Here is a 21,375-nt window from a genome sequence, read left to right as displayed (position 1 = left end):
TATGCCGTAGGCGTACTCCTTCGCGCTGGAATATGCCCGAAGCGCTTGTTGGGGTGACTGTACGTCAACCATGCTGTCGCGTAAGGGAATCACGTTCCGTGACCCTTGCTCTGGCCGTTGTTCTGGCCATGCAGAAAATGGCTACGATCGTGGCCCTCGCCGTACTGGTCGTCACGGCCCTGGTCGTGGCGTCGGCTCGGCGCGGGTTCATGTGTCCGCCGGTTCGGATGGTGTGAGCGGTGCAGGTGCTTCAAGTGCAGCTGGAGATCCGGCCCGACCCCGCGGAGGTGGGACGGGCCAGAAGGTGGGCCCGCTCGCGCCTCGCCGGGTCCGGCATAGCGGCGGACGAGCCGCTCGCCGAGACGCTGATCCTGCTCGTCTCCGAGCTGGTCACCAACGCGGTGGTGCACACCGGCTGTCCGGCCGTGCTGCGCCTGTCGCTGCCGGGCGCGGACCGCGGCGGCGCCGGGGAGTCGGCCACCGTACGGCTGGAGGTCGCCGACACCAGCAACCGCGCGCCCGTGCCGAGGTGCGTCGACGGTGACGCGACCGGCGGCCGGGGCCTGGCCCTCGTCGACGGGCTCGCCGACCGCTGGGGCTGGAGCCCCGAAGGCGTCGGCAAGCGCATCTGGTGCGAGCTCGACCGGTGTTCGGAGATCCGGCGGGGCGCGGCGGTGGCGTACGGGGGCGGACTCGCCTCGTTCGAGGGGCTGGCCTTCGAGGCGGTGTGATCCCCGATGCGCGGTGATGCGCCGGGGGTTGCACCCGTGCGCGCCCGCTGTGAACCGGGGAGCACACCGTAGGACCCCGTTCGGGCGTTGACGTCCTGTGGCCGGGTGCACACGCTTGAGGTCTGCGATTCGCCGCGAGGGGACGGCGAGGGCCCCGGCGCCGGGTGTCCTCGCCGAGTGTGGGTCGAGCCGGACGGCGGCGCGCGGGACCGGGCTCGGGGCGGGCCGGCGCGCGCCGCACTCCGGGGTCACCGGGTCAGAGCACCGCCACCGGCGCCACCGGCGTTCCCGTCGCCCCGACGAACGGTTCCGGCATCGCCGACAGCAGGAACGCGTACCGGCCGGTTTCTCCACAGGCTGTGGACAACTCTTCGAGATTCCAGTTCTGGCCCTGGAGCATCCCCATCTCCACCAGGTCCAGGGCGTGCACCGGCAGCCACAGGTCCTCGATCTCCGGCGGGAAGATCTCGAACGTGAGGGTGTCGTTCGCGACGGCGGCCACGTCGCGCGCGTGGAACCACTCCGGGGTCCGCACCGACAGCCCCGGCGACGGGTACCCGTACCCGTGCTTGTCCCCGGCCAGGTACACCTGCACCTGCCCGGTCCGCACCAGCACGACGTCCCCGGCCCGGACCGTCGTCCCGGCCAGTTCCTCGGCCGCCTCCAGGTCCTCGGGCGTGACCGCGTGGCCCCCCGCCAGCCGGTCCACGCCACGCGCGCGTGCCACGTCGAGCAGCACCCCGCGCGAGACGATGTGCCGCGCCGTCGCGATCCCGCTGAACTGCGCCCCGCCGTGCGCGGTCACCGTCTCCGCCGGGCGCCCGTTGTACAGCTTTCCCGAGTGCGAGACATGGGTGAGCGCGTCCCAGTGGGTGCCCGCCTGGAGCCCCATGGTCACCGCGTCGTCGCTGCACGCGACGGTGCCGGGACCGAACAGCTCCTGGTTGATCTGCACCATGGCGTGCAGCGGGTTGACCCGCCCCGGGATCATCCCGGTCTGCACGCCGTCCTCCCGCAACGGCAGGGCGAGCGGGACGCGGTGGCCGCTGCGGACGGTCTCGGCGGCGCGCCGCACCACGTCGTCGGTGATCAGGTTCAGCGTGCCGATCTCGTCGTCGGCCCCCCAGCGCCCCCAGTTGTTGACGCGCTCGGCGATGTCGTGAAACGCCGGATGAAGTGTCGGCAGTGACATCCGGTTCCTCCCCGGGGCTTGTGTCCGCGCATCTGACGCGCCATAAAATCTAACGGTCCGTCAGAAACCGCGGGAAGGGGCCGGACGTGGGGAACTTCTTGGCAGGCAAGGTCGTTGCCGTGACGGGTGCCGGGCGCGGTATCGGACGGGCGGTCGCGCTGGCGTCGGCCGCCGAGGGCGCGAAGGTCGTGGTCAACGACTACGGCGTCTCGGTCGGCGGCGGCTCGCCCACGAGCGAGGTCGCCGAGGCCGTCGTCAAGGAGATCGAGGCGGCCGGCGGGGACGCGGTCGCGGTGGCCGACGACATCTCCACCATGGCCGGCGGGCAGCGGGTCGTCGACACGGCGCTGTCGTCGTACGGCCGGCTCGACGGGGTCGTCTGCGTGGCCGGCATCCTGCGCGAGCGGATGCTGTTCAACATGACCGAGGAGGAGTGGGACCCCGTGGTCGCCACCCACCTCAAGGGCACCTTCACCGTGTTCCGGGCGGCGTCGGCGGTGATGCGCACCCAGCGCTCCGGCACCCTGATCGGCTTCACCAGCGGCAACCACCAGGGCTCCGTCGCACAGGCCAACTACAGCGCGGCCAAGGGCGGGATCATCTCGCTGGTGCGCAGCGCCGCGCTCGGCCTCAACAAGTACGGGGTGACCGCGAACGCGGTGGCACCGGTGGCCCGTACGCGCATGTCGGCGGGCGTGCCGACGGAGCTGACGGAGATCGGCGAGCCGGAGGACGTCGCCGCGTTCGTGGTCTACCTGCTGTCGGACGCCGCGCGCGACGCGGCGATCACGGGGCAGGTCTACACGGTCGCCGGCCCCAAGATCGCGGTCTGGGCCCAGCCGAGGGAGCTGCGGGCCGCCTACGCGGCGCCGGGCTCCTGGACGCCGGAGCGGATCGCCGAGGCGCTGCCGGGGAGCGTGGGAACGGACCCGATGCCGATGCTCGCGCAACTGGCCGCGATGGAGGCGGCGGCGCGGGCGGGAAACCGGCCGAACACGTGAGGGGGACGGAGCGCGTGTGCACCGGCGGCCGCGGGGTGGACGGGCCGCGCGGACCCACGCGCCCGCACGGGCGCGGTGCGTTCGCGCGGGCGGCGCCGTCGCGCGTGCTCGCGCGCCGCCCCGCGCCCCCGGCGCGCTTCCGGAGCCCGCGCTCACCGAATCCGCCCGCCCGCTTCCGGAGCCCGCGCTCACCGAATCCGCCCGCCCGCTCCCCCTCTCCCGTCCGCCGCGCCGGCGCCCGGCCACCACGGCGCCGTCCGGCCGTTCCTGTACGGCCGTGAACCCGACGTATCTCTGGAGGTCACCGTGGAGTTCGGCTTCGCGCCGGAGGACGAGGCGTTTCGCCGGGAAGTCCGGACCTGGCTCGGCGCACACGCCGAAGCCGGCGTGGACCGGCGCAGTTGGGAGCGCACACTCGGCGCCGCCGGGTGGATCGGGCTCGGCTGGCCGGAGGGCGGGTACGGCAACCGCACCGCCACGCTCACCCAGCAGGTCGCCTGGGCCGAGGAGTACGCCCGCTCGCCCGCGCCCCCGCGCTCCGGGCACATCGGGGAGAACCTGCTCGCCCCGACGCTCATCGCACACGGCAGCGAGGAGCAGAAGGCGCGCTTCCTGCCCCCCGTCGCCGCGGGCGAGGAACTGTGGTGCCAGGGGTACAGCGAGCCCGGCGCCGGGTCGGACCTGGCCGGTGTGCGCACCTCGGCCGTACGCGAGGCCGACGGCTACCGGATCAGCGGCCAGAAGATCTGGACCTCGCTCGCGCACGAGGCCGACTGGTGCTTCGTGCTCGCGCGGACCGAGCCCGCCTCACGCCGCCACCACGGGCTGAGCTTCCTGCTCGTGCCGATGGACCAGCCCGGACGCGTCGAGGTCCGCCCGATCCGGCAGATGACCGGCACCAGCGACTTCAACGAGGTCTTCTTCGACGGGGCGCACGCGCGCGTGGAGCACGTGGTGGGCGGCGAGGGCAACGGCTGGCGGGTGGCCATGAGCCTGCTCGGGTTCGAGCGCGGCGTCTCGACGCTGGCCCAGCAGATCGGGTTCGCCGAGGAGCTGGGGCGGGTGGTGCGGGACGCCGTGGCGACGGGCGCCGTCGCCGATCCGGTCGTACGGGAGCGGCTGGTGCGGCAGTGGGCCGAGCTGCGGGTCATGCGCTGGAACGCCCTGCGCACGCTGGGCGGTTCGGGCGGGGAGCCCGGCGCGCCGAGCGTGGCCAAGCTGCTGTGGGCCGGCTGGCACCAGCGGCTCGGGGAACTCGCCGTGCTGGTGCGGGGCGCCGGCGCGAGCGTCGGCCCGGCCGACTGGTCGGCGGCGGCACCGTACGAACTGGACGCCGCACAGCACCTGTTCCTCTTCTCCCGGGCCGACACCATCTACGGCGGCTCGGACCAGGTGCAGCGCACGATCATCGCCGAGCGCGTGCTCGGTCTGCCGAGGGAACCCAAGGGGGGCGATTCGTGATGCGTGGTGTCGTGTTCGACGGCAAACAGGTGCAGGTCGTCGACGATCTGGAGGTCCGGGAACCGGGGCCGGGGGAGGTGCTGGTCGCCGTGGCGGCGGCCGGCCTCTGCCACAGCGACCTGTCGGTGGTGGACGGGACCATCCCCTTTCCCGTGCCCGTGGTGCTCGGACACGAGGGCGCGGGCGTGGTGGAGGCCGTCGGGGCGGGCGTGAGCCATGTGGTCCCGGGCGACCACGTGGCGCTCTCCACGCTCGCCAACTGCGGTGCGTGCGCCGACTGCGACCGGGGGCGGCCCACCATGTGCCGCAAGGCCATCGGGCGGCCCGGGAAGCCGTTCCTGCGGGGCGGCCGGGCGGTGCACCAGTTCGCCTGCAACTCGGCCTTCGCGGAACGCACCGTCGTCAGGGCCGTGCAGGCGGTGCGGATCCCGAAGGACGTGCCGTTGACGTCGGCCGCGCTGATCGGCTGCGGGGTGCTGACCGGGGTGGGCGCCGTACTGAACCGCGCCCGCGTCGACCGCGGCGACACCGTGCTGGTCATCGGCACCGGCGGCATCGGGCTGAACGTCATCCAGGGCGCGCGGATCGCCGGCGCGCTGCGGATCGTGGCCGTGGACGCCAACCCGGCCAAGGAGGAGGTGGCCCGGCAGTTCGGCGCGACCGACTTCCTGACCTCGACGGACGGGGTCAAGGACCTGCTGCCGTACGGCGTCGACCACGCGTTCGAGTGTGTCGGCCGGGTCGAGCTGGTCCGGCAGGCCGTCGACCTCCTGGACCGGCACGGCCAGGCCGTCCTCCTCGGCATGCCCGCCGCCACCGCCGAGGCGTCCTTCGTCGTCGCCGCCCTGTTCCTCGACAAGTCCATCCTCGGCTGCCGCTACGGCTCCTCCCGCCCCCAGCACGACATCGCCCTCTACGCCGAGCTGTACCGCCAGGGCCGCCTGATGCTGGACGAACTGGTCACCGAGACCTACCCGGTCGAGGACTTCGAGAAGGCCCGCGCCGACGCGGAGGCGGGACGGGTGGCCCGGGGGGTGCTCACGTTCTGAGACCGCGGGGAGGGGCAGGACAGGGCCGGTGAGTCCGCCTCGCGGCGACCGGGTCCCCCGCGGGCGGGCCGTCGCGGAGGGCGGCGCCGTCCGCGGCAGGGCCGTCCGGGCGGTCAGCGCGGGGTGTGGACGGGGGCGTGGGGGCGGTCGTCGGTCACGCCGGTGCGGAAGGTCCGGCGGTAGGCGGTCGGGGTGACGCCGAGGGTCGCCTGAAGGTGCTGGCGCATGGACTGGGAGGTGCCGAAGCCGGCGTCGCGGGCGATCCGGTCGACCGAGAAGTCGGTGGACTCCAGGAGGTGGCGGGCGCGTTCCACGCGCTGCTGGGTGAGCCACTGGCCGGGGCTGACACCGGTCTCCTCGCGGAAGCGGCGCGTGAAGGTCCGTACCGACATGGCCTCCTGCTCGGCCATGTCGCGCAGCTGGATGGACTCGTGGAGGCGGCCCAGGGCCCAGGCGCGGGCCGTCGTGGTGGTGGCGACCTGGGGGTCGGGGACCGGGCGGTGGATGTACTGGGCCTGGCCGCCGTCCCGGTGCGGCGGCACGACCGTACGGCGGGCCACGTCGTTGGCGACGGCCGTGCCGTGGTCGCGGCGGACCATGTGCAGGCACAGGTCTATCCCGGCGGCCACCCCGGCGGAGGTGAGCACGTCGCCGTCGTCGACGAAGAGGACGTCGGCGTCCACCGCCACGCGCGGGAAGAGCCGCTGGAGGTGGTCCGCCTCGGCCCAGTGCGTGGTCGCCGGGCGGCCGTCCAGATAGCCGGCGGCGGCCAGCACGTAGACGCCGGTGCAGATGGAGGCCAGCCGGGTGCCGGGGCGGATATGGGCCAGGGCGGCGGCCAGCTCGGGAGTGAGCACGCCCTCCTCGAAGACCGGGCCCAGCTCGTACGAGGCCGGGACGATCACGGTGTCGGCGGTGGCCAGCGCCTCCGGGCCGTTCGGCACGTGGATCGAGAAGTCGGCGTCGGTCTCGACCGGGCCCGGCGGCCGGACCGAGCAGGTCACGACCTCGTACAGGTGCCGGCCCCGGCTGTCCCTGGGGCGGCCGAAGATGCGGTGCGGGATGCCCAGCTCGAAGGGGAGCAGGCCGTCCAGCGCGAGGACGGCGACACGGTGCGGACGGAAACCGGGGTCACTGCTCATGGCCCGATTCTAACGAATACTGTCCTTCGGGCCACTCGATGGAGCGGGCCCACTGGCCGAAGCTTTACGGCGTGACCCAGACAAGCGAAGCCGCAGCCGTCCTCAGGGACCCCAAGCCCAAGCCGACCCGCTCCTCGCGCGTGCACCGCGCCTGGTACGTCGCCGCCGTCACCTTCGTCACGATCATCGGCGCGGCCGCCTTCCGCTCCCTGCCCGGCCTGCTCATCGACCCGCTGCACCAGGACTTCGGCTGGTCGCGGGGCACGATCGGCGCGGCCGTCTCCGTCAACCTCGCGCTGTACGGGCTCACCGCACCCTTCGCCGCCGCCCTGATGGACCGCTTCGGCATCCGCCGAGTGGTGGCCGTGGCCCTGACCGTCATCGCCGTCGGCTCCGGCCTGACCGTGTGGATGACGGCGGCCTGGCAGCTGCTGCTGTGCTGGGGCCTGCTGGTCGGCCTCGGCTCCGGCTCGATGGCGCTCGCCTTCGCCGCCACGGTCACCAACCGCTGGTTCACCACCCGCCGCGGCCTGGTCAGCGGCATCCTCACCGCCGCCTCCGCCTCCGGCCAGCTGATCTTCCTGCCGCTGCTGTCCTGGATCGTCGAGACCTACGACTGGCGCCCGGCCGCCGTCACCGTCGCCCTCGCCGCCCTCGCGGTCGTCCCCTTCGTCTGGCTGCTGCTGCGCGACCACCCGGCCGACGTGGGCCTGAAGCCGTACGGCGCGGCCGACTTCGTGCCGAAGCCGCCGCCGGTCACCGGAGCCGCCCGGCGCGCCCTCGGCGTCCTGTCCTCCGCCGTGCGCACCGGGCCCTTCTGGCTGCTCGCCGGCACCTTCGCGATCTGCGGGGCCTCCACCAACGGCCTGGTCCAGACCCACTTCGTGCCGGCCGCCCACGACCACGGCATGCCGATCACCGCGGCGGCCTCGCTGCTCGCGGTCGTCGGCGTCTTCGACGTCGTCGGCACGATCGCCTCCGGCTGGTTCACCGACCGCTTCGAGCCGCGCCGCCTGCTCGCCGTCTACTACGCCCTGCGCGGCATCTCCCTCCTCTTCCTCCCGATGCTGCTGGCGCCGACCGTCCACCCCCCGATGATCTTCTTCATCGTCTTCTACGGCCTCGACTGGGTCGCCACCGTCCCGCCCACCCTCGCCCTGTGCCGGGAGCACTACGGCGAGAACAGCGCCATCGTCTTCGGCTGGGTCCTCGCCTCGCACCAGGTCGGCGCGGCCGTCGTCGCCTACCTCGGCGGTGTCGCCCGCGACGCCTTCGGGACGTACGACATGGTCTGGTACGCCTCCGGCACGCTGTGCGCGGCGGCGGCCCTGATGGCACTGGTGATCCGGCGCCGCCCGGTGGTGCCGGTCCCCGCGCCCGCCCCGGCCGTCTAGCCGGCCAGCCCGGTGAACCGCCCCCGGTGGAACAGCAGCGGCCCGCCGGGGGAGTCGCCCGCGCCCAGGGCGTCGACCCGGCCGACCACGATCAGGTGGTCGCCGCCCGTGTGCACCGCGTGGACCGCGCAGTCGATCCACGCGGCGGTGCCGGCCAGCCGCGGCGCGCCCGACACCGGGGCCGCGTCGTAGGCCACCCCCGCGAACTTGTCCGCGCCGCTCACCGCGAAGCCGCGGCACAGCTCGCCCTGGCCCGCGCCGAGGACGTTGACGCAGAAGACCCCCGCGCGGGCGATGCGCGGCCAGGTGGCCGACGTACGGCCGACCATGAAGCAGATCAGCGGCGGGTCGAGGGAGAGCGAGGAGAAGGACTGGCAGGCGAAGCCGGCGGGGGAGGGTTCGCCTTCGGCGGCCGGTGCCGTGACAACGGTCACCCCGGTCGCGAAGTTCCCGAGCACCCGCCGGAACTCCGCCGGGTCGACCGGCACCCGCTCGTCCGCCCCCACGCACCGCAACTCCGGGCGCGGCAGGGCCTCCACGGTCCCCGGCCCGGGAGCCGACCTGAGATAACGGACGGCGGCGGCCGCCGCCCCTGCGTGTCCCATCACGTCTTCATTGAAGCTGACGCCACGTCAGATGGGAAGGGCGGCGACGGACGCCGTACGGGCACCTACGCTGCGCCCATGGGGTGGGGAGACATACGCGAACGGCTGCGCGGCGGCGGGCGGCTCTGGTCGCGCGACGATCTGGGCACGGCCGCGGCGCTGAGCGCGGCCCAGCTGCCGGCGGCCGGGTTGCTGTGGTGGGTCGCGAGCACCCGCGGCGACGACTACGGCTCCGGGTACGGCGGTGCCCTGGGCGCCGTGTGCTGCCTGGTCTTCGGTTCGCTGGTGCTGCCGGTGCTGGGCGTGGCGCAGGCGCTCGTCCTGACCTGGCCCGCGGTGGTGCCGGCCCGGCTCGCCGCGCGGCGCCTGGGCGGCCCGCCCTGGGCGTGGCACCTGGCGGCCCCGGCGGTCCCGGCCGCCGTCTGGGGCGCGCCGGCCGCGCTGCTGTGGTCCTGGCGGCTGTCCGCCACGGTCCCGGTCCTGTTCGCGCTCGGCCTGCTGCCCGTCCTCGGCGTCGGGTACGTCCACCGTCGCTCCTGGCCGCCGGCGGCCGTCTGGCGGTGGGCCGTGCCCGGCTCGGCCGTCCTGTTCTTCGCGGCCCTCGGCGGCGCCGCGGCGGCCACCTGGGCGGGCCTGGTCCAGGAGTACGAGCCGCCCGAGCCGACCGCCGTCCAGCTGGCCGGGGTCTGGCGGGGCGACGACGGGGCCGAACTGCGGCTGCGCGCCGACGGCAGCGCCGAGGCCGTCGCACTGCCCGCCCAGCCGCCCGTCGACGACCGCGGGTCCCGTGACTACGTCGTGTGCGAGGGGGCCGGCAGCTGGCGTCCCGACGCGGACCGCTCCGGCACCGGCCGGGCCGGCGTGCTGCTCAGCCTCGACGGCGACTGCGGCGAGAGCACCCACTGGTCGATCGGCGGCAGCGCGGACGCCCCCGAACTGTTCGTCCTCTTCGGCGACCCGGACGCGGGCACCCTGCGCATCCTCGAACACGCCGACGGCTGACGGGCCCGGGGCAGTTGCGGCCGACGGGCCCGTCGGGGCGTGGGGTGCGCGGGCTCAGCGGCCCCGGAACCGAGGGCTCCGGCGTTCCGCGAAGGCGCGTAGGCCCTCCGCCGCGTCCGCCGTCGTCATGTTGATCTCCTGGGCGGCGGCCTCGGCGGCGAAGGCGGACGTCCGGTCGGCGTCCAGGGACGCGTTGACGAGGTGCTTCGTCAGGGCGAGGGTGCGGGTCGGACCGGCGGCGAGGCGGGCGGCCCACTCCCGGGCCGTCCTGGCCAGGTCCTCGTCCGCGACGACCCGGTTGACCAGGCCCAGGCGTTCCGCCTCCGGGGCGGAGAGGGCGTCGCCGAAGAACATCAGCTCCTTGGCGCGGTGCGGGCCGACCAGGCGGGGGAGGAGGTAGGCGCCGCCGCCGTCCGGGACCAGGGCGCGGCGGACGAACACCTCGATGAAACGCGCCGACTCGGCGGCCAGCACCAGGTCGCAGGCGAGCGCGAGATGGGCGCCGAGCCCGGCGGCGGTGCCGTTGACCGCCGCGATCACCGGCTTCTCGCAGTCGAGGACGGCGGCGACCAGCCGCTGCGCGCCGAGCCGGATGGTCCGGGCCACGTCACCGGGCACGCGCTCGGCCGGACCGCCGCCGCCCCGGAGATCGGCGCCGGCGCAGAAACCGCGGCCCGTCCCGGTGATGACCACGGCTCCGGTCGCCGGGTCCGCGGAGGCCTCGGCCAGCAGGTGGATGACGCGTTCTCGCTGGTCAGGTGTGATGGCGTTGAGGGATTCGGGGCGGTTGAGGGTGATCTGGGCGACCCGGTTGTCAGTGGCGTGCAGTACCAATGACTCAACGGATTTTTCCGACTCTCGGGGGGAATCGGGCATGTTCATCGCAGCGGTCGTCTCCTTCGCCATGTCAGCGGCACACCGCCAGCGCGTCCAGCGCCACCGCGCCCTGCCCCTGGTCCAGCACCATCAGCGGGTTGATGTCGAGCTCGGCGAGCTGGTCCCCGAGCTCCAGGGCCATCCGCTGGACGCGCAGGACCACCTCGACGAGGGCTTCGAGATCGGCCGGCGGCCGCCCCCGGACCCCGTCCAGCAGGGCCCGCCCGCGCAGTTCGGCCAGCATGTCCCGGGCCTGCTCCTCGCCGAACGGCGGGACGCGCACCGCCGCGTCGTGCAGCACCTCCACCAGCACCCCGCCCAGGCCCACGGTCACGGTCGGCCCGAACAGGTCGTCGTGCGTGACCCCGACGACCATCTCCACGCCCCGCTCGACCATCTGGCAGACCAGCACGCCGTCGAGGGCGACGCCCTCGTAGCGGGCGATGTCCGTCAGCTCGCGGTACGCGTCCCGGACCTGGCTGGCGGAGGTCAGGCCGATCTTCACCAGGCCCAGCTCGGTCTTGTGGGCGATCTGCCCGCCGGACGCCTTCATCACCACCGGGTAGCCGACCAGCCCGGCCGCGCGCACCGCCGCCGCCGCGCTGGTCACCAACTGCTCGCGCGGCACCCGTATGCCGTACGCGCGCAGCAGCTGCTTCGCCGCGTGCTCGCTCAGCTGCTGTCCCGGCCGCATCAGCGCGAGCGCCTTGCGGTAGGAGGGCGAGGGGGTGCGCGGGGCCTCGTCGAAGGGGGACCGGTAGCCGCTCGCGAAGCGGTGGTGATCGAGGTAGGCGCGGACGGCGGTGAGGCAGTTGCCGACCGTGCGGAAGGTGGCCACCCGGGAGGAGCCGAGGAGTACGTCGCGGTAGGCGTCCTCGGTGCCGACCGGCGAACCCCACACCACGCAGACCAGCTTGTCGCTGGCCTCGGCCGCGTCCACCAGGTCCCGCACCAGCTTGTCGCTGAGCGGCGGGAAGGGGCCGGTGATCGGGCAGATCAGCACCCCGACCTCGGGGTCGGCGAGGATCGAGTCGATGATCTTCCGGCCGCGCCAGTCGCCCACCGGATGCCCGCCGTTGTCCACCGGGTTGGCCACGCTCAGGTACTGCGGTATCCACTGGTGCAGCTCGGCCTGCCGGGCCCCGGACAGCTCCGGCAGCCGCAGCCCCAGGCCGGAGGCCAGGTCGGCGACGTGCGCGCCCGTGCCGCCCGAGATCGAGTAGACGACCACCCCGTCGGCGCGCGGTGGCCGGGCCCGGGCCAGCAGGGCGGCGGTGTCCTGGAGTTCGTCGAGTCCGTCGACGCGGATCACCCCGTACTGCCGCAGCGCCGCGTCGACCACGTCGTCCGCGCCGGTCAGCTTGCCGGTGTGGGAGGCGGCGGTGCGGGCGCCGGCCTCGGTGCGGCCGACCTTCACGGCGACGACGGGCACCTGGCGGCGGGCCGCGCGGTCGGCGGCGAGCAGGAAGGCGCGGCCGTCCTTGAGGCCCTCGACGTAGCAGGCGATGGCGCCGACCTCGGGCCGCTCGGCGAAGTAGGAGATGAAGTCGGAGGTCTCCAGGTCGGCCTCGTTGCCGGTCGGGGCCCAGTGCGAGAGGCGGATGCCGAGTTCCTGGGCGGCGAAGACGGGCCGGCCCTGGTGGCCCGACTGGGTGATCAGGGCGATCGCCGGGCCGTCCAGGTCGTCGCGGAAGCGCTCGAAGGCGTTGAGGTTGGTGTTCGGGCCGAGCAGCCGGAGCCCGGAGCGCCGTACGGCCGCCGCGAGCCGGGTCTGGGCGGCCGCGCCCTCCTCGCCGGTCTCGGCGAACCCGGAGGCGAAGGCGACGGCGAACCGCACCTTGGTCTCGGCCAGTTCCTCGATCACCGGAAGGGGGTCGGCGACCAGGAGGACGGCGAGATCGACCTGCTCGGGCAGGTCGGCGACGGAGGGCACACAGGCGATGTCGAAGACCGACGGCCGGGTCGGATGCACCGGGTGCACCCGGGCCCCGACCCGGTCCGCCCAGTCGAGCAGCTGCCGGGTGATACCCGTGTTGGGCCGGCCCTCGGTGTCCGAGGCGCCGATCACGGCGACGGACTCGGGCCGGAAGAACCTGTCCAGATCCGGTACGTCCGCGTACAGCGGCCGTCCGCTGACGTCCAGCTCGCCCGTGTCGGCCGTCCGCCCGTGGACGGCGGGGCCGGGACGCTGCTCACCGCAGGCGATGACCCGGGCCCGGCGGGAGTCGGTGGTGAGGGTGCCGTGGGTTGATCCAAGCATCGTTCCGCCCGCTCCTGTGTGACAGCACAATTAACTGACGCACTGTCAGATTACTGAACTGACACTGCGTCAGGAACTGCTGTGCACGGAAAGTTGAGGCCGAGAACCACCGCCGGGGCGGGGCCATCCGCCCCGACGCCCCCCGAATCCATGCTGAGCCCGGTGCGGATGGGGGACAAGGGGCGGATGAAGCCAGACTTCACGGCGGCCGCCCGGACGGGGGCGGCCACCGCGAGGCGGAGCGGAAGGGCGGACGGAAGCCCGGGCGCAGGGCCGGGCGGAGGGCCGGGCGCAGGGTGTCGGAACCGGCCCGGCTACCCGAGGGCGGCCAGTACCTCCTTGGCCACTCGTTCGCCCGAGCGGACCGCGCCGTCCATGAAGCCCGTCCAGAACGTGGAGGTCTCCGTCCCGGCCCAGTGGATGCCGCCCGCCGGTGCGCGCAGCGCGGCGCCGTACTGGGTCAGCACGCCGGGCGGCGCGTAGGCCACCGGGCCGCCGCGGGAGAAGCCCTCGTTGTCCCAGCGCTGGAGCACGAAGGAGGTGGGCGACTTGGCCTTGGCGCCGAAGTAGTTGACGTAGTCGGCCAGTACGGCCGTCTTGACGTCGGCCTCGCTCGCCGCGTCGTACGCCCGCATCTCGTCGGCCTCGATGAAGCCCATCAGCGCCCCGTAGGAGGCGTCCTGCGGGGAGTTGTCGAAGGTCGAGCGGACCACGCCGGAGTCGCTGACGGCCTGGCCGTTGAGGCCGTCGGCCCGCCAGAAGGGGGTGTCGTAGACGGCGATGGCCTTGCCGATCGAGCCCATCGGCATCCGCTGGGTCAGCTGGTCGCGGGCGGCCGGAAGGAGCGGGTCGTAGGTGATCCGGGCGGCCAGCGGCGGCGGTACGGCGACGACGACGCGGGTGGCGTTGACGGTGATGCCGTCCGCGGTGACGACGTACGAGCTGCCGGACTTGACGACGGAGCGGACCGGCGCGCTCAGCACCACCCGGTCCCCGAGGGTCGCGGCGAGCTTGATCGGGACCTGCTGGGAGCCGCCGACGAAGCGGGACTCCTGGGCGCCGCCGGCGGTGTCGGTCAGCCGCTCCAGGGTGCCGGCGTTGGAGCTGTTGCCCGCCGCGGCGATGTAGTAGAGGACGTAGAGGAGGGAGAGCTCGCGGGGCTGGGCCGAGAAGATCGACGTGCAGGCCAGGTCCAGGAGGAACTTGGCGGAGGGGATGATCGCGTTCGCGTTCAGCCAGCTCTCGAAGGTCTGCTTGTCCCACTCGGCGGCCTTGGCGGCCGTCCAGGGCGTGTCCACCGGCACCGTCGCGGCCATGCTGTCCAGCTGGGACTGCACGATCGCCGCGTTGGCGAGCCCGGCCGCGTCCACCGGCGGGACCGAGCCGAGCAGACCGCTGGTGTCGTACGTGCTGCGGGTGCCGTCCTTGTAGAGGAGGTTGTCGCCGGTGTTGTAGGTGGTGAAGGTCGCCACGCCCAGGGAGTCGGCGAGGGCCTTGATGCGGTCCTGGGTGGGGCCGATGAACTCGCCGCCGCCCTCGGTGTAACCGCCGTTGGCCAGCTTCAGGTTCACCACCCGGCCGCCGACCCGGTCCCGGGCCTCCAGGACGGCGACCGTCTTGCCGCCGGCCACCAGGTCGCGGGCCGCGGTGAGCCCGGCGAGGCCGCCGCCGACGATCGCGACGTCGACCGTCCGGGAGGCGGTCGCCGCCGACGCCGTACCGGCGACGGCCGTCGAGACCGCGGTGAGGCCGGCGGCCCCGGCGGCGGCACCGCCGAGCAGGGAGCGGCGGGAGAGCTGTCTTTCACGTGCCACGTGCGTCCTCCGTCATGCGCGAGAGGGGTGGAGCCGGAAAGTTGAGCAGGGCTCACATTCTGGCCCGGGGCACGCGTGCGTACTACCAGCGGTAACAAACAACTCCTGTCACATGGGTCACATGAATAACAGGAGTCGTACGTAAGGAGGTTGAGGCTTTCTACGCCGTCCGGGGGCGCTCCGCTACGCCGTCCGCTGCCGCCTGGCGACGGCCTTCGCGATCTTCTCCGCGTCGATGGCCATCTCCCGGAACATGCCGCTGATCGGGTTGGAGTAGCCGGTGAAGTACAGGCCGGGGGCGTTCTTCGGGCTGCGCGGGCCGTGGCTCACGGGGCGCCCGCGGCCGTCGAGCACGTCGAGGTGGCCGACCAGGCCCTCCAGGGCGCGGACGTACCCGGTCGCCGCTATCACCGCGTCGGGGGAGAGGCGGCTGTCGTCGGCGAGGGTGACCTTGCCCTCCTCGAAGCCCTCGACGGCGGCCGTGATCTCGATCTTCCCCTGGCGCACCGCCTCGATGAGACCGACGTCCAGGACCGGGATGGAGCCCTGCTTGACCCGGCTGTAGAGGCCGCTGTCGGGGCGGGGCAGGCCGTGCGCGGCCAGGTCGGGCACGCTGACCTTCGCCATGGTCCGCGCGAGCCGGTCCACCAGTGCGGTCGGCAGCCGCCGTACCAGGATCGAGTTGTACTGGGCGGCCCAGCCCGCGGTGGAGCGGCGCACGATGTGCGGGACCGTGCGGACGGCCAGCCGTACCCGGCCGGCGCCGCCCTCCACCAGGTCGACGGCTATCTCGGCGCCGGTGTTGCCGACACCGACGACGAGGACGTCCCGGCCCGCGAACGGCTCGGCGTTGCGGTACTCGCCCGCGTGCAGGAACTCGCCGGTGAAGGCGGACCGGCCTGGCCAGTCGGGGATGCGCGGGGTGTGGTTGAAGCCGGTGGCGACCACCACCGCGGAGCCGGTCAGCTCGCGCCCGCCGGAGGCGTGCAGCAGCCAGCCGGTGCCGTCGGGCGAGCGCTCCACCCGGGAGACCTCGACGCCGGTGACGATCTCCAGCCGGTGGTGCTCGGCGTACTTCTCCAGATAGCGCACCACGTCGTCGCGGGAGACCCAGCGGCCGAAGCGGCGCGGCATGGGCAGCCCGGGCAGGGCGGAGAGCCGGCGGGTGGTGTGGAGATGGAGCCGGTCGTAGTGGCGGCGCCAGGACGCGGCGACGTCGTCGGACTTCTCCAGGATCACGGCGCGGATGCCCCGGGCCCGCAGCGCGTACGCGGCGGCGAGACCTCCTGGGCCTGCGCCTATGACGTAGACGGGCGAAACGGTGGGGGAGAACACGGCCATGAGCGCGAGCGTAATCACGCTTCACGTTGTTGGGTCTCGGTCAAGACCGGAATTGGTTGCGGATTGATCACACCCGTAGGAGAAGTGGGTGGAGCTTGTGACGTAGCCCACCTCATCCGGTCGGAAAAGGCCCGTGACGTCGGGCCCCGGTGCGCTGGGGCCCGACGTCACGGGTGGGCGGTGTCCTTAGACAGACGGGAAAGAACACCGCGTTCCGGGAGGCTATCGCGGCCGTGAGAGCTCCCTCTCGATTGTGAGAGCTTCTTACTTCCGCGGCGGCCTGTTAATTCCGCTTGCCCTTCTTGTCCTTGCCGGACGAGGTGACCTCCGCGATCCAGGCGATGAAGTCGCCCGGGTCGGTGTTGGCGCCGTGGCCCTCGTCCCAGTAGTAGAGGTGGTTCACGTCGTCGCCGAGGTTGTCCAGGCGGGCGGCCAGGTTGGCGGAGACGACGTGCGCGGTGTCCGAGTCGCTGGTGCCGAGCCGGATCCACCAGTGCCTGGAGCGGTTGTCGTTGACCCGGTCGACCAGGTGGTACATCGGGTTCATCAGGTTCAGCTTCTCGGGGATGTCGGCGGCGACCCGCCTGGTGCTCAGGCCGGTGGTGTCATTCTTCGCGCCGTACGCCGTGAAGTGGCGGGTCTCGCTCGTACTCGATCCGAATTCATTGTTCTCGCCCGCCGACAGGTCGAAGGCGTCGAAGGCCGGGACGGTCTTCTTGCGGGCGCCGACGTGGGTGAGGAAGTCGTCCCAGCCGAAGGAGGCCCGGCCGCCGGACCACGTGATGAACGTGTTCTTCGCGAGGTACGTCGCGCGGTCCGAGTCCGACAGCGCGGCCAGGTACCTGGTGGCCGACGGCCGCATGTACCGCTCGACCAGGTACGTGTCGTAGTTGCGGGCGGTCAGCGGGCCGAAGCCGTCCGGGCCGCGCAGCTTCAGGCCCGCCTGGTACTCGGCGAACTTGGCCCTGAGCTGTCGGGAGACACATTCCGCGGGATTCACGGCGGGCCCACAGCGGCACCGGGGAAGCACAGGCTTTTCCCATCCGGCTCTCGGTTTTCCGGTACTTCTGACGTAGCGTCAGATTCATGGATGCGACGACCGGCGAACGAGCCCCCGAGGCCCCCCGGGCGGCGGCCCCCCGCTTCGACCGCCCCGAACCCGACGCCTTCACCCGCCCCTACTGGGAGGCGGCGGCCGAGGGCCGGCTCCTGCTGCGCCGCTGCGGCTCCTGCGGGCGGGCCCACCACTACCCCCGCGAGTTCTGCCCGCACTGCTGGAGCGAGGACGTCACCTGGGAGCCCGCGAGCGGCCGCGCGACCCTCTACACCTGGTCCGTCGTCCACCGCAACGACCTCCCGCCGTTCGGCGACCGGGTCCCCTACGTCGCCGCCGTGGTCGACCTGGCGGAGGGCCCGCGCATGATGACCGAGGTGGTCGCCGCCGTCCCCGGCGACCTGCGCGCGGGCCTGGACCTGGAGGTCGCCTTCCGGGAAGGGGCCCCGGTCTTCCGCCCGGCGCAACGCTGAGACCGGCTGGGCCGCGCCCCGCCGCAGCGGCTTCAATGGGCCCATGGCCACCACTCACCAGCAGCCCCGCAGCCCCCGCCCCGACTCCCTCCCGCACGGCCACGGCCTGCGGCTGGACCGCTGGGACCCGGAGGCGGGCGCCGACGCGGCGGCCTGGCTGCGCGGCCGGGACGATCCGGAGTTCCGCCGCTGGAACACCCCGCTGGAACCGGAGACCGACCTCGACGGCGCCCGGGCCGCCCTGCGCCGGCTGGAGCGGCAGACGGCCGACGGCACGGCGGAGCCGTTCCGGATCACCGACGCGGACAGCGGAGCGCCCCTCGGCCACATCGGCGTCAACATGATCGACCGGGTGATGAGCACCGCCCGCGTCGGCTACTGGGTGCTCCCCGAGGCGCGCGGCCGCCGGGTCGCCACCCGCGCCCTGGCCCTGGCCGCCCACTGGACCTTCACCGAACTGGGCCTGCACCGCCTCGAACTGGGCCACGCCCTCGGCCACGAGGCGTCCTGCCGCACGGCACGGACCTGCGGCTTCCCCTACGAAGGGACGCTGCGCGGCGCGATGTTCGCGGAGGGCCGGCAGGACGCCTTCCGTGACGTGCACCTGCACGCCCGCCTGGCCACCGACCCGGAGCCCGTGCCGTAGCCCGCGCCCCGCCAATTCGGATGCGGAACGGGGCGGCCGGACGGCACCATCGACCATGGCCCCCGAACACGACGGCACCGGCTGGCGGTTCACCGCCGACCTCGCCGAATTCCTCGCCCACGCGGGCGGCTTCCTGCGCTCCCGCCCCGATCTGCACACCGTCCATCTGACGGTGACCGAACAGCTCCGGCGCACGGGCCCGCGGTCCTACGGCGACGCACCCCCGTTCTTCGGCCACCTGGTCCGGGCGGACGGCGAGGTGGCCGCGGCGCTGCTGCACACCCCGCCGCACGCGCTGCGCCCCACCCCGCTCACCGCGGCCGGGACCGAGGGGCTGGTCTCCGCGCTCCTGGACGCCGGCCACCCGGTGCGAGGGTTCTGCGGCGAGCGGGCCGCGGCGGAGGCGTTCGTGGCGGCCTGGGAACGCCGGACCGGGGCGCCGTCGCACCTTCGCGAGCGCCAACGGCTCTACCGGCTGGCCGAGCTGACGGAGCCCTCACCGAGACCGGCGGGCCGGGCGCGGATCGCCCGAGGGGCGGACCGGGAGCTGCTGGTCCGCTGGTACCGCGGGTTCGTCGGGGACACGGGCCCGCACGGCGGCCGGGACGCCGGGGACTGGGCCGACTCCCGGCTCTCCTACGGCGGCGTCACCCTCTGGGAGACCCCCGACGGCACCCCCGTCTCCATGGCCGGCGTGACCCCGGAGGTCGCCGGCCAGGCCCGGATCGCGCCCGTCTACACCCCGCCGGAGCACCGCGGCCGCGGTTACGCCGGAGCGGTGACGGCGGCGGTGAGCCGGGCGGTCTCGGCCACCGGGACCGGCGAACTCCTCCTCTTCACGAACCTCGCCGACCCGACGAGCAACGCCCTCTACCAGCGCGTCGGCTACCGCCAGGTGACCGACTGGGCTCTCTACGACATCGAGAGCACCAGGGCCTGACGCCGCCGCGGGCCGCCCCGCGCGGGCCGGTGCCGCCGCTCACGGCCACAGGAGCTCCCGGTGCCAGTTTCCGTCGGCCCCGGCGGTGTAGCGCAGCCGGACGTGGCGCCGGTCCGGGTCGCCCTGGAAGAACTCGGCCTCCTCGGGGCGCAGCCGGTACAGGGTCCAGGTCGGGGAGGGGGCGTCCGGGGCGGCGCGGGCCCGTTCCCAGGCCGTCCGGGACGCCTCGCGCAGCTCGTCCAGCGAGGACAGGACGCCGCTCTGGAGGCCGGTCAGCGCGGCCGCCAGGGCGCCCGTCGAGCGGGCGTGCAGGTCGGCCTGGCTCTCCTGCGACGGCGCGGCGGTGACCGGGCCGCGCAGCCGGACCTGGCGGCCCAGCACCGGCCAGTAGAAGACGAGCGCCGCGTACGGACGGGCGCTCAGCTCGTGGCCCTTGCGGCTGGTCACATGCGTCCCGAAGGACCAGCCGGCCGCGTCCGCGCCGTGCAGCATCACGATCCGCACGTCCGCCCGGCCCTTCTCGTCCGTCGTCGCCAGCGACATCGTGTGCGGCTCGGCCTGCCCCGCCGCCACCGCGTCCGCGAACCACGCCGTGAACAGCGGGAGCGGGGCCGCGGGTGCCCGGTCCGGGTCGAAGGGCCGTAGCTCCGTCGCCCCGGGGGCCCAGACCCGGAGCTGCTTGAGGAGCGCGTGGAGATCCGTTGCTGCCATGCGCCGAGTATCACGCGGCCGGGCCCGCGGCACCGGCGCGGCAGGTCGGGACCGGCGGGTCGCGGCGGTGCGCGAAGTGACTCAGATCCCACTCAAATCCCTGCGGTCACAGTGGAGTTCGGCCCACACTGTCCGGGTCGAACAAGACGGAGGGGACATGAACACGCAGAGGACCGTAGAAGTGGCTGTCCGTCACATACTCAGTGACGTGGTCAAGGGCGGTGTCGTCACGCCCCGGACCCGTACCGTCACCTGGGCCTCCGGCCAGTTCCAGCTCGAACGGCCGGACGAGGGGCGGCACAGCGTCGAACTGGAGTGCCCCGTCTGCACGGCTTCCATCCTCGCCGAGGTCAGCGACCAGGCCCGGACCCGGCGGGTACGGGCCGTCTGGGCGGCCGTGTCGGCGCTCTCCCTCGCCGTCCTCGTCGCCGCCCTCGTCTACGCCTTCCACGAGGGCGGCAGGACCCTGCCCGAGGGGCAGTCGCTGCCGCTCCTCTTCCCGGTCAGCGTGGTCGGTGTCGCCGTCGGCTTCGTCATGGCCCCCACGGCCTGGCTGCGCAGCCGCAACCACGTCGGCGTCACCATGCTCGACGCCCCGAAACCCCGCCGCGGCCACCGCATCGTGCCGGTGCGCGGGTAGGGGCCGCGGGGCCGTCCGCCTCAGTGCCGGGTGAACTGCAGGCCGGTCTGCTGGACGGTGTCGGGGCGGACGGGCAGGGCGGGGACGGTGAGCTGTTCGCCGTAGATGTCGGTGAGGCGGATCTCGGCCCCGCAGCCGCTGCCGTTCTCGGAGAGGAAGTAGTTGTAGTCGGTGCGGGTCAGCGCCTGCCAGCCGCCGCCGGCGCGGACTTCGAGGCGGGCCAGCGGGTTGCGGTGGCCGATCGCCTGGATGCCGCACCAGTACTGGGTGGAGCCGGTCTTGTAGCGGATCGAGACGGTGTCCGAGGTGGCCGGGCTCAGCAGGCTCCAGGTGATCGCTATCCGGCCCGCCGAGAGCGGCGCGAGCTTGGCGAACGCCTGCTGGCTGAGGTCGAGTTGGCCCACCTGGCAGGGCGCCGGGCACTCGTTGGTGATCCGTACGGTGATCGACGTGCCGCTCGACGCGCGGACCGAGACGAACGCGCCGCACGCCTTCGCCGTCTCGTAGTCCGCGGTGTTCATCGCCGCGGTCATGACGTCGTCGGTGGGGCCGTAGGAGCAGGCGCCGTCGCCGTCGCCGACGTCGTAGGAGGTGGCGACGCCGGAGTAGGAGGCCCCAGGGCGGATGCGGCCGGCCGCCGGGGCCGTGGTGGTCGGGGTCCGGGTGGTGGCGGCGCTCGCCGCCCGGCGGGCCGGGGCGGTGGACGCGGACGCCGGGGCGGACGACGCCGGAGCCGTCGTCCGCCTGCCCGCCGCGGGGCTCGGTGACGCCGACGACGGCTCGGCCGAGGGGGCGGCGGACGTCCGGGACGGCGTCGCGGACGACGCGGCCGCGGAGACGGCCACGGCCCGGTCCCCGCCGGCGCCGGACGCGGCACCGGGCCGGAACGCCACGATCAGGGTCGCGACCAGGGCGACGGCCGCCACGGCGGCGACCGCGAGCAACGGGCCGCGCACCGGGCGCCATTCGAACTTCTCGTCCGGCTGCGGGCGACGGCGATGTGAGGAGGAGGCCACGGAGGGATCCTTACGCGAATCGGCGGT

The 21,375-nt window shown here is 73.7% G+C and carries 20 protein-coding genes; 10 read left to right on the top strand and 10 right to left on the bottom strand.

Going from position 1 to position 21,375, the window contains the following annotated elements:
• Nucleotides 1-254: 254 nt before the first annotated feature.
• Nucleotides 255-731 carry an ATP-binding protein gene (locus ACZ619_RS30450; RefSeq protein WP_469605750.1) on the top strand — a complete coding sequence of 159 codons (477 nt, stop codon included), beginning with the start codon at nucleotides 255-257 and terminating at the stop codon, nucleotides 729-731.
• 256 nt (nucleotides 732-987) lie between these two features.
• On the opposite strand, the gene ACZ619_RS30445 is transcribed toward ACZ619_RS30450, so the two are convergent.
• Nucleotides 988-1,923 (bottom strand): cyclase family protein, encoded by a 936-nt coding sequence (locus ACZ619_RS30445; RefSeq protein WP_469605570.1) that lies wholly within the window; start codon nucleotides 1,921-1,923, stop codon nucleotides 988-990.
• 86 nt (nucleotides 1,924-2,009) lie between these two features.
• On the opposite strand from ACZ619_RS30445, the gene ACZ619_RS30440 reads away from it, so the two are divergent.
• From ACZ619_RS30440 to ACZ619_RS30430, 3 genes are all read left to right on the top strand, one after another.
• Nucleotides 2,010-2,924 (top strand): SDR family NAD(P)-dependent oxidoreductase, encoded by a 915-nt coding sequence (locus ACZ619_RS30440; protein ID WP_469605568.1) that lies wholly within the window; start codon nucleotides 2,010-2,012, stop codon nucleotides 2,922-2,924.
• Between the two features lie 306 nt (nucleotides 2,925-3,230).
• Nucleotides 3,231-4,385, top strand: a complete 1,155-nt coding sequence (locus ACZ619_RS30435) for an acyl-CoA dehydrogenase family protein (protein ID WP_469605566.1) — start codon at nucleotides 3,231-3,233, stop codon at nucleotides 4,383-4,385.
• The gene (locus ACZ619_RS30430; protein ID WP_469605564.1) at nucleotides 4,385-5,434 is read left to right on the top strand and encodes a Zn-dependent alcohol dehydrogenase; all 1,050 of its coding nucleotides are present in this window, start codon (nucleotides 4,385-4,387) and stop codon (nucleotides 5,432-5,434) included. The genes ACZ619_RS30435 and ACZ619_RS30430 overlap by 1 nt, the downstream gene beginning before the upstream one ends.
• A 113-nt stretch (nucleotides 5,435-5,547) precedes the next feature.
• On the opposite strand, the gene ACZ619_RS30425 is transcribed toward ACZ619_RS30430, so the two are convergent.
• On the bottom strand, nucleotides 5,548-6,576 hold the full coding sequence (locus ACZ619_RS30425; protein ID WP_469605561.1) for a GlxA family transcriptional regulator: 1,029 nt from the start codon (nucleotides 6,574-6,576) through the stop codon (nucleotides 5,548-5,550).
• A 71-nt stretch (nucleotides 6,577-6,647) separates the two neighbouring features.
• Between ACZ619_RS30425 and ACZ619_RS30420 the strand changes: the two genes are divergently transcribed.
• Nucleotides 6,648-7,970 (top strand): MFS transporter, encoded by a 1,323-nt coding sequence (locus ACZ619_RS30420; protein ID WP_469605559.1) that lies wholly within the window; start codon nucleotides 6,648-6,650, stop codon nucleotides 7,968-7,970.
• Here the strand turns inward: ACZ619_RS30420 and ACZ619_RS30415 are convergent.
• Nucleotides 7,967-8,575: a flavin reductase family protein gene (locus tag ACZ619_RS30415; protein ID WP_469605556.1), complete on the bottom strand. Its 609-nt coding sequence runs from the start codon at nucleotides 8,573-8,575 to the stop codon at nucleotides 7,967-7,969. The genes ACZ619_RS30420 and ACZ619_RS30415 overlap by 4 nt on opposite strands.
• A 78-nt stretch (nucleotides 8,576-8,653) precedes the next feature.
• On the opposite strand from ACZ619_RS30415, the gene ACZ619_RS30410 reads away from it, so the two are divergent.
• Nucleotides 8,654-9,577 (top strand): hypothetical protein, encoded by a 924-nt coding sequence (locus tag ACZ619_RS30410; protein WP_469605553.1) that lies wholly within the window; start codon nucleotides 8,654-8,656, stop codon nucleotides 9,575-9,577.
• A 54-nt stretch (nucleotides 9,578-9,631) separates the two neighbouring features.
• Here ACZ619_RS30410 and ACZ619_RS30405 read toward each other — a convergent pair whose 3' ends face one another.
• The 5 genes from ACZ619_RS30405 to ACZ619_RS30385 form a co-directional block, all read right to left on the bottom strand.
• Complete coding sequence (locus ACZ619_RS30405) at nucleotides 9,632-10,453, bottom strand: enoyl-CoA hydratase/isomerase family protein (protein WP_469605748.1); 822 nt, start codon at nucleotides 10,451-10,453, stop codon at nucleotides 9,632-9,634.
• A gap of 31 nt (nucleotides 10,454-10,484) precedes the next feature.
• A complete protein-coding gene (locus ACZ619_RS30400) occupies nucleotides 10,485-12,713 on the bottom strand; it encodes an acetate--CoA ligase family protein (RefSeq protein ID WP_469605550.1) in 2,229 nt (742 codons plus the stop codon).
• 314 nt (nucleotides 12,714-13,027) lie between these two features.
• Nucleotides 13,028-14,527, bottom strand: a complete 1,500-nt coding sequence (locus tag ACZ619_RS30395; RefSeq protein WP_469605548.1) for a flavin monoamine oxidase family protein — start codon at nucleotides 14,525-14,527, stop codon at nucleotides 13,028-13,030.
• 183 nt (nucleotides 14,528-14,710) lie between these two features.
• Entirely contained in the window at nucleotides 14,711-15,868 is a 1,158-nt protein-coding gene (locus ACZ619_RS30390; protein ID WP_469605546.1) for a flavin-containing monooxygenase, read from the bottom strand.
• Nucleotides 15,869-16,151: 283 nt separating this feature from the next.
• On the bottom strand, nucleotides 16,152-16,868 hold the full coding sequence (locus ACZ619_RS30385; protein WP_469605545.1) for a hypothetical protein: 717 nt from the start codon (nucleotides 16,866-16,868) through the stop codon (nucleotides 16,152-16,154).
• An 86-nt stretch (nucleotides 16,869-16,954) separates the two neighbouring features.
• Here ACZ619_RS30385 and ACZ619_RS30380 point away from each other — a divergent pair, with 86 nt between their 5' ends.
• From ACZ619_RS30380 to ACZ619_RS30370, 3 genes are read left to right on the top strand one after another with little or no spacing between them, the layout of a single operon-like run.
• Nucleotides 16,955-17,395, top strand: a complete 441-nt coding sequence (locus tag ACZ619_RS30380) for a Zn-ribbon domain-containing OB-fold protein (protein WP_469605542.1) — start codon at nucleotides 16,955-16,957, stop codon at nucleotides 17,393-17,395.
• Nucleotides 17,396-17,438: 43 nt separating this feature from the next.
• Nucleotides 17,439-18,041, top strand: coding sequence for a GNAT family N-acetyltransferase (locus ACZ619_RS30375; RefSeq protein WP_469605539.1), 603 nt, complete (start codon nucleotides 17,439-17,441; stop codon nucleotides 18,039-18,041).
• Between the two features lie 55 nt (nucleotides 18,042-18,096).
• Nucleotides 18,097-18,981, top strand: coding sequence for a GNAT family N-acetyltransferase (locus ACZ619_RS30370; protein WP_469605537.1), 885 nt, complete (start codon nucleotides 18,097-18,099; stop codon nucleotides 18,979-18,981).
• Nucleotides 18,982-19,020: 39 nt separating this feature from the next.
• Here the strand turns inward: ACZ619_RS30370 and ACZ619_RS30365 are convergent, their stop codons facing one another.
• Nucleotides 19,021-19,692: a pyridoxine/pyridoxamine 5'-phosphate oxidase gene (locus ACZ619_RS30365; protein WP_469605535.1), complete on the bottom strand. Its 672-nt coding sequence runs from the start codon at nucleotides 19,690-19,692 to the stop codon at nucleotides 19,021-19,023.
• A gap of 157 nt (nucleotides 19,693-19,849) precedes the next feature.
• On the opposite strand from ACZ619_RS30365, the gene ACZ619_RS30360 reads away from it, so the two are divergent.
• Nucleotides 19,850-20,332 carry a hypothetical protein gene (locus tag ACZ619_RS30360; RefSeq protein ID WP_469605533.1) on the top strand — a complete coding sequence of 161 codons (483 nt, stop codon included), beginning with the start codon at nucleotides 19,850-19,852 and terminating at the stop codon, nucleotides 20,330-20,332.
• A 20-nt stretch (nucleotides 20,333-20,352) separates the two neighbouring features.
• Here ACZ619_RS30360 and ACZ619_RS30355 read toward each other — a convergent pair whose 3' ends face one another.
• Nucleotides 20,353-21,348 (bottom strand): expansin EXLX1 family cellulose-binding protein, encoded by a 996-nt coding sequence (locus ACZ619_RS30355; protein WP_469605530.1) that lies wholly within the window; start codon nucleotides 21,346-21,348, stop codon nucleotides 20,353-20,355.
• Nucleotides 21,349-21,375 lie beyond the last annotated feature (27 nt).

The organism is Streptomyces sp. NPDC104367, assembly GCF_055583825.1.
The sequence above is the reverse complement of the archived record's forward strand: the minus strand, read 5'-3'. Positions and strand labels throughout refer to the sequence as shown.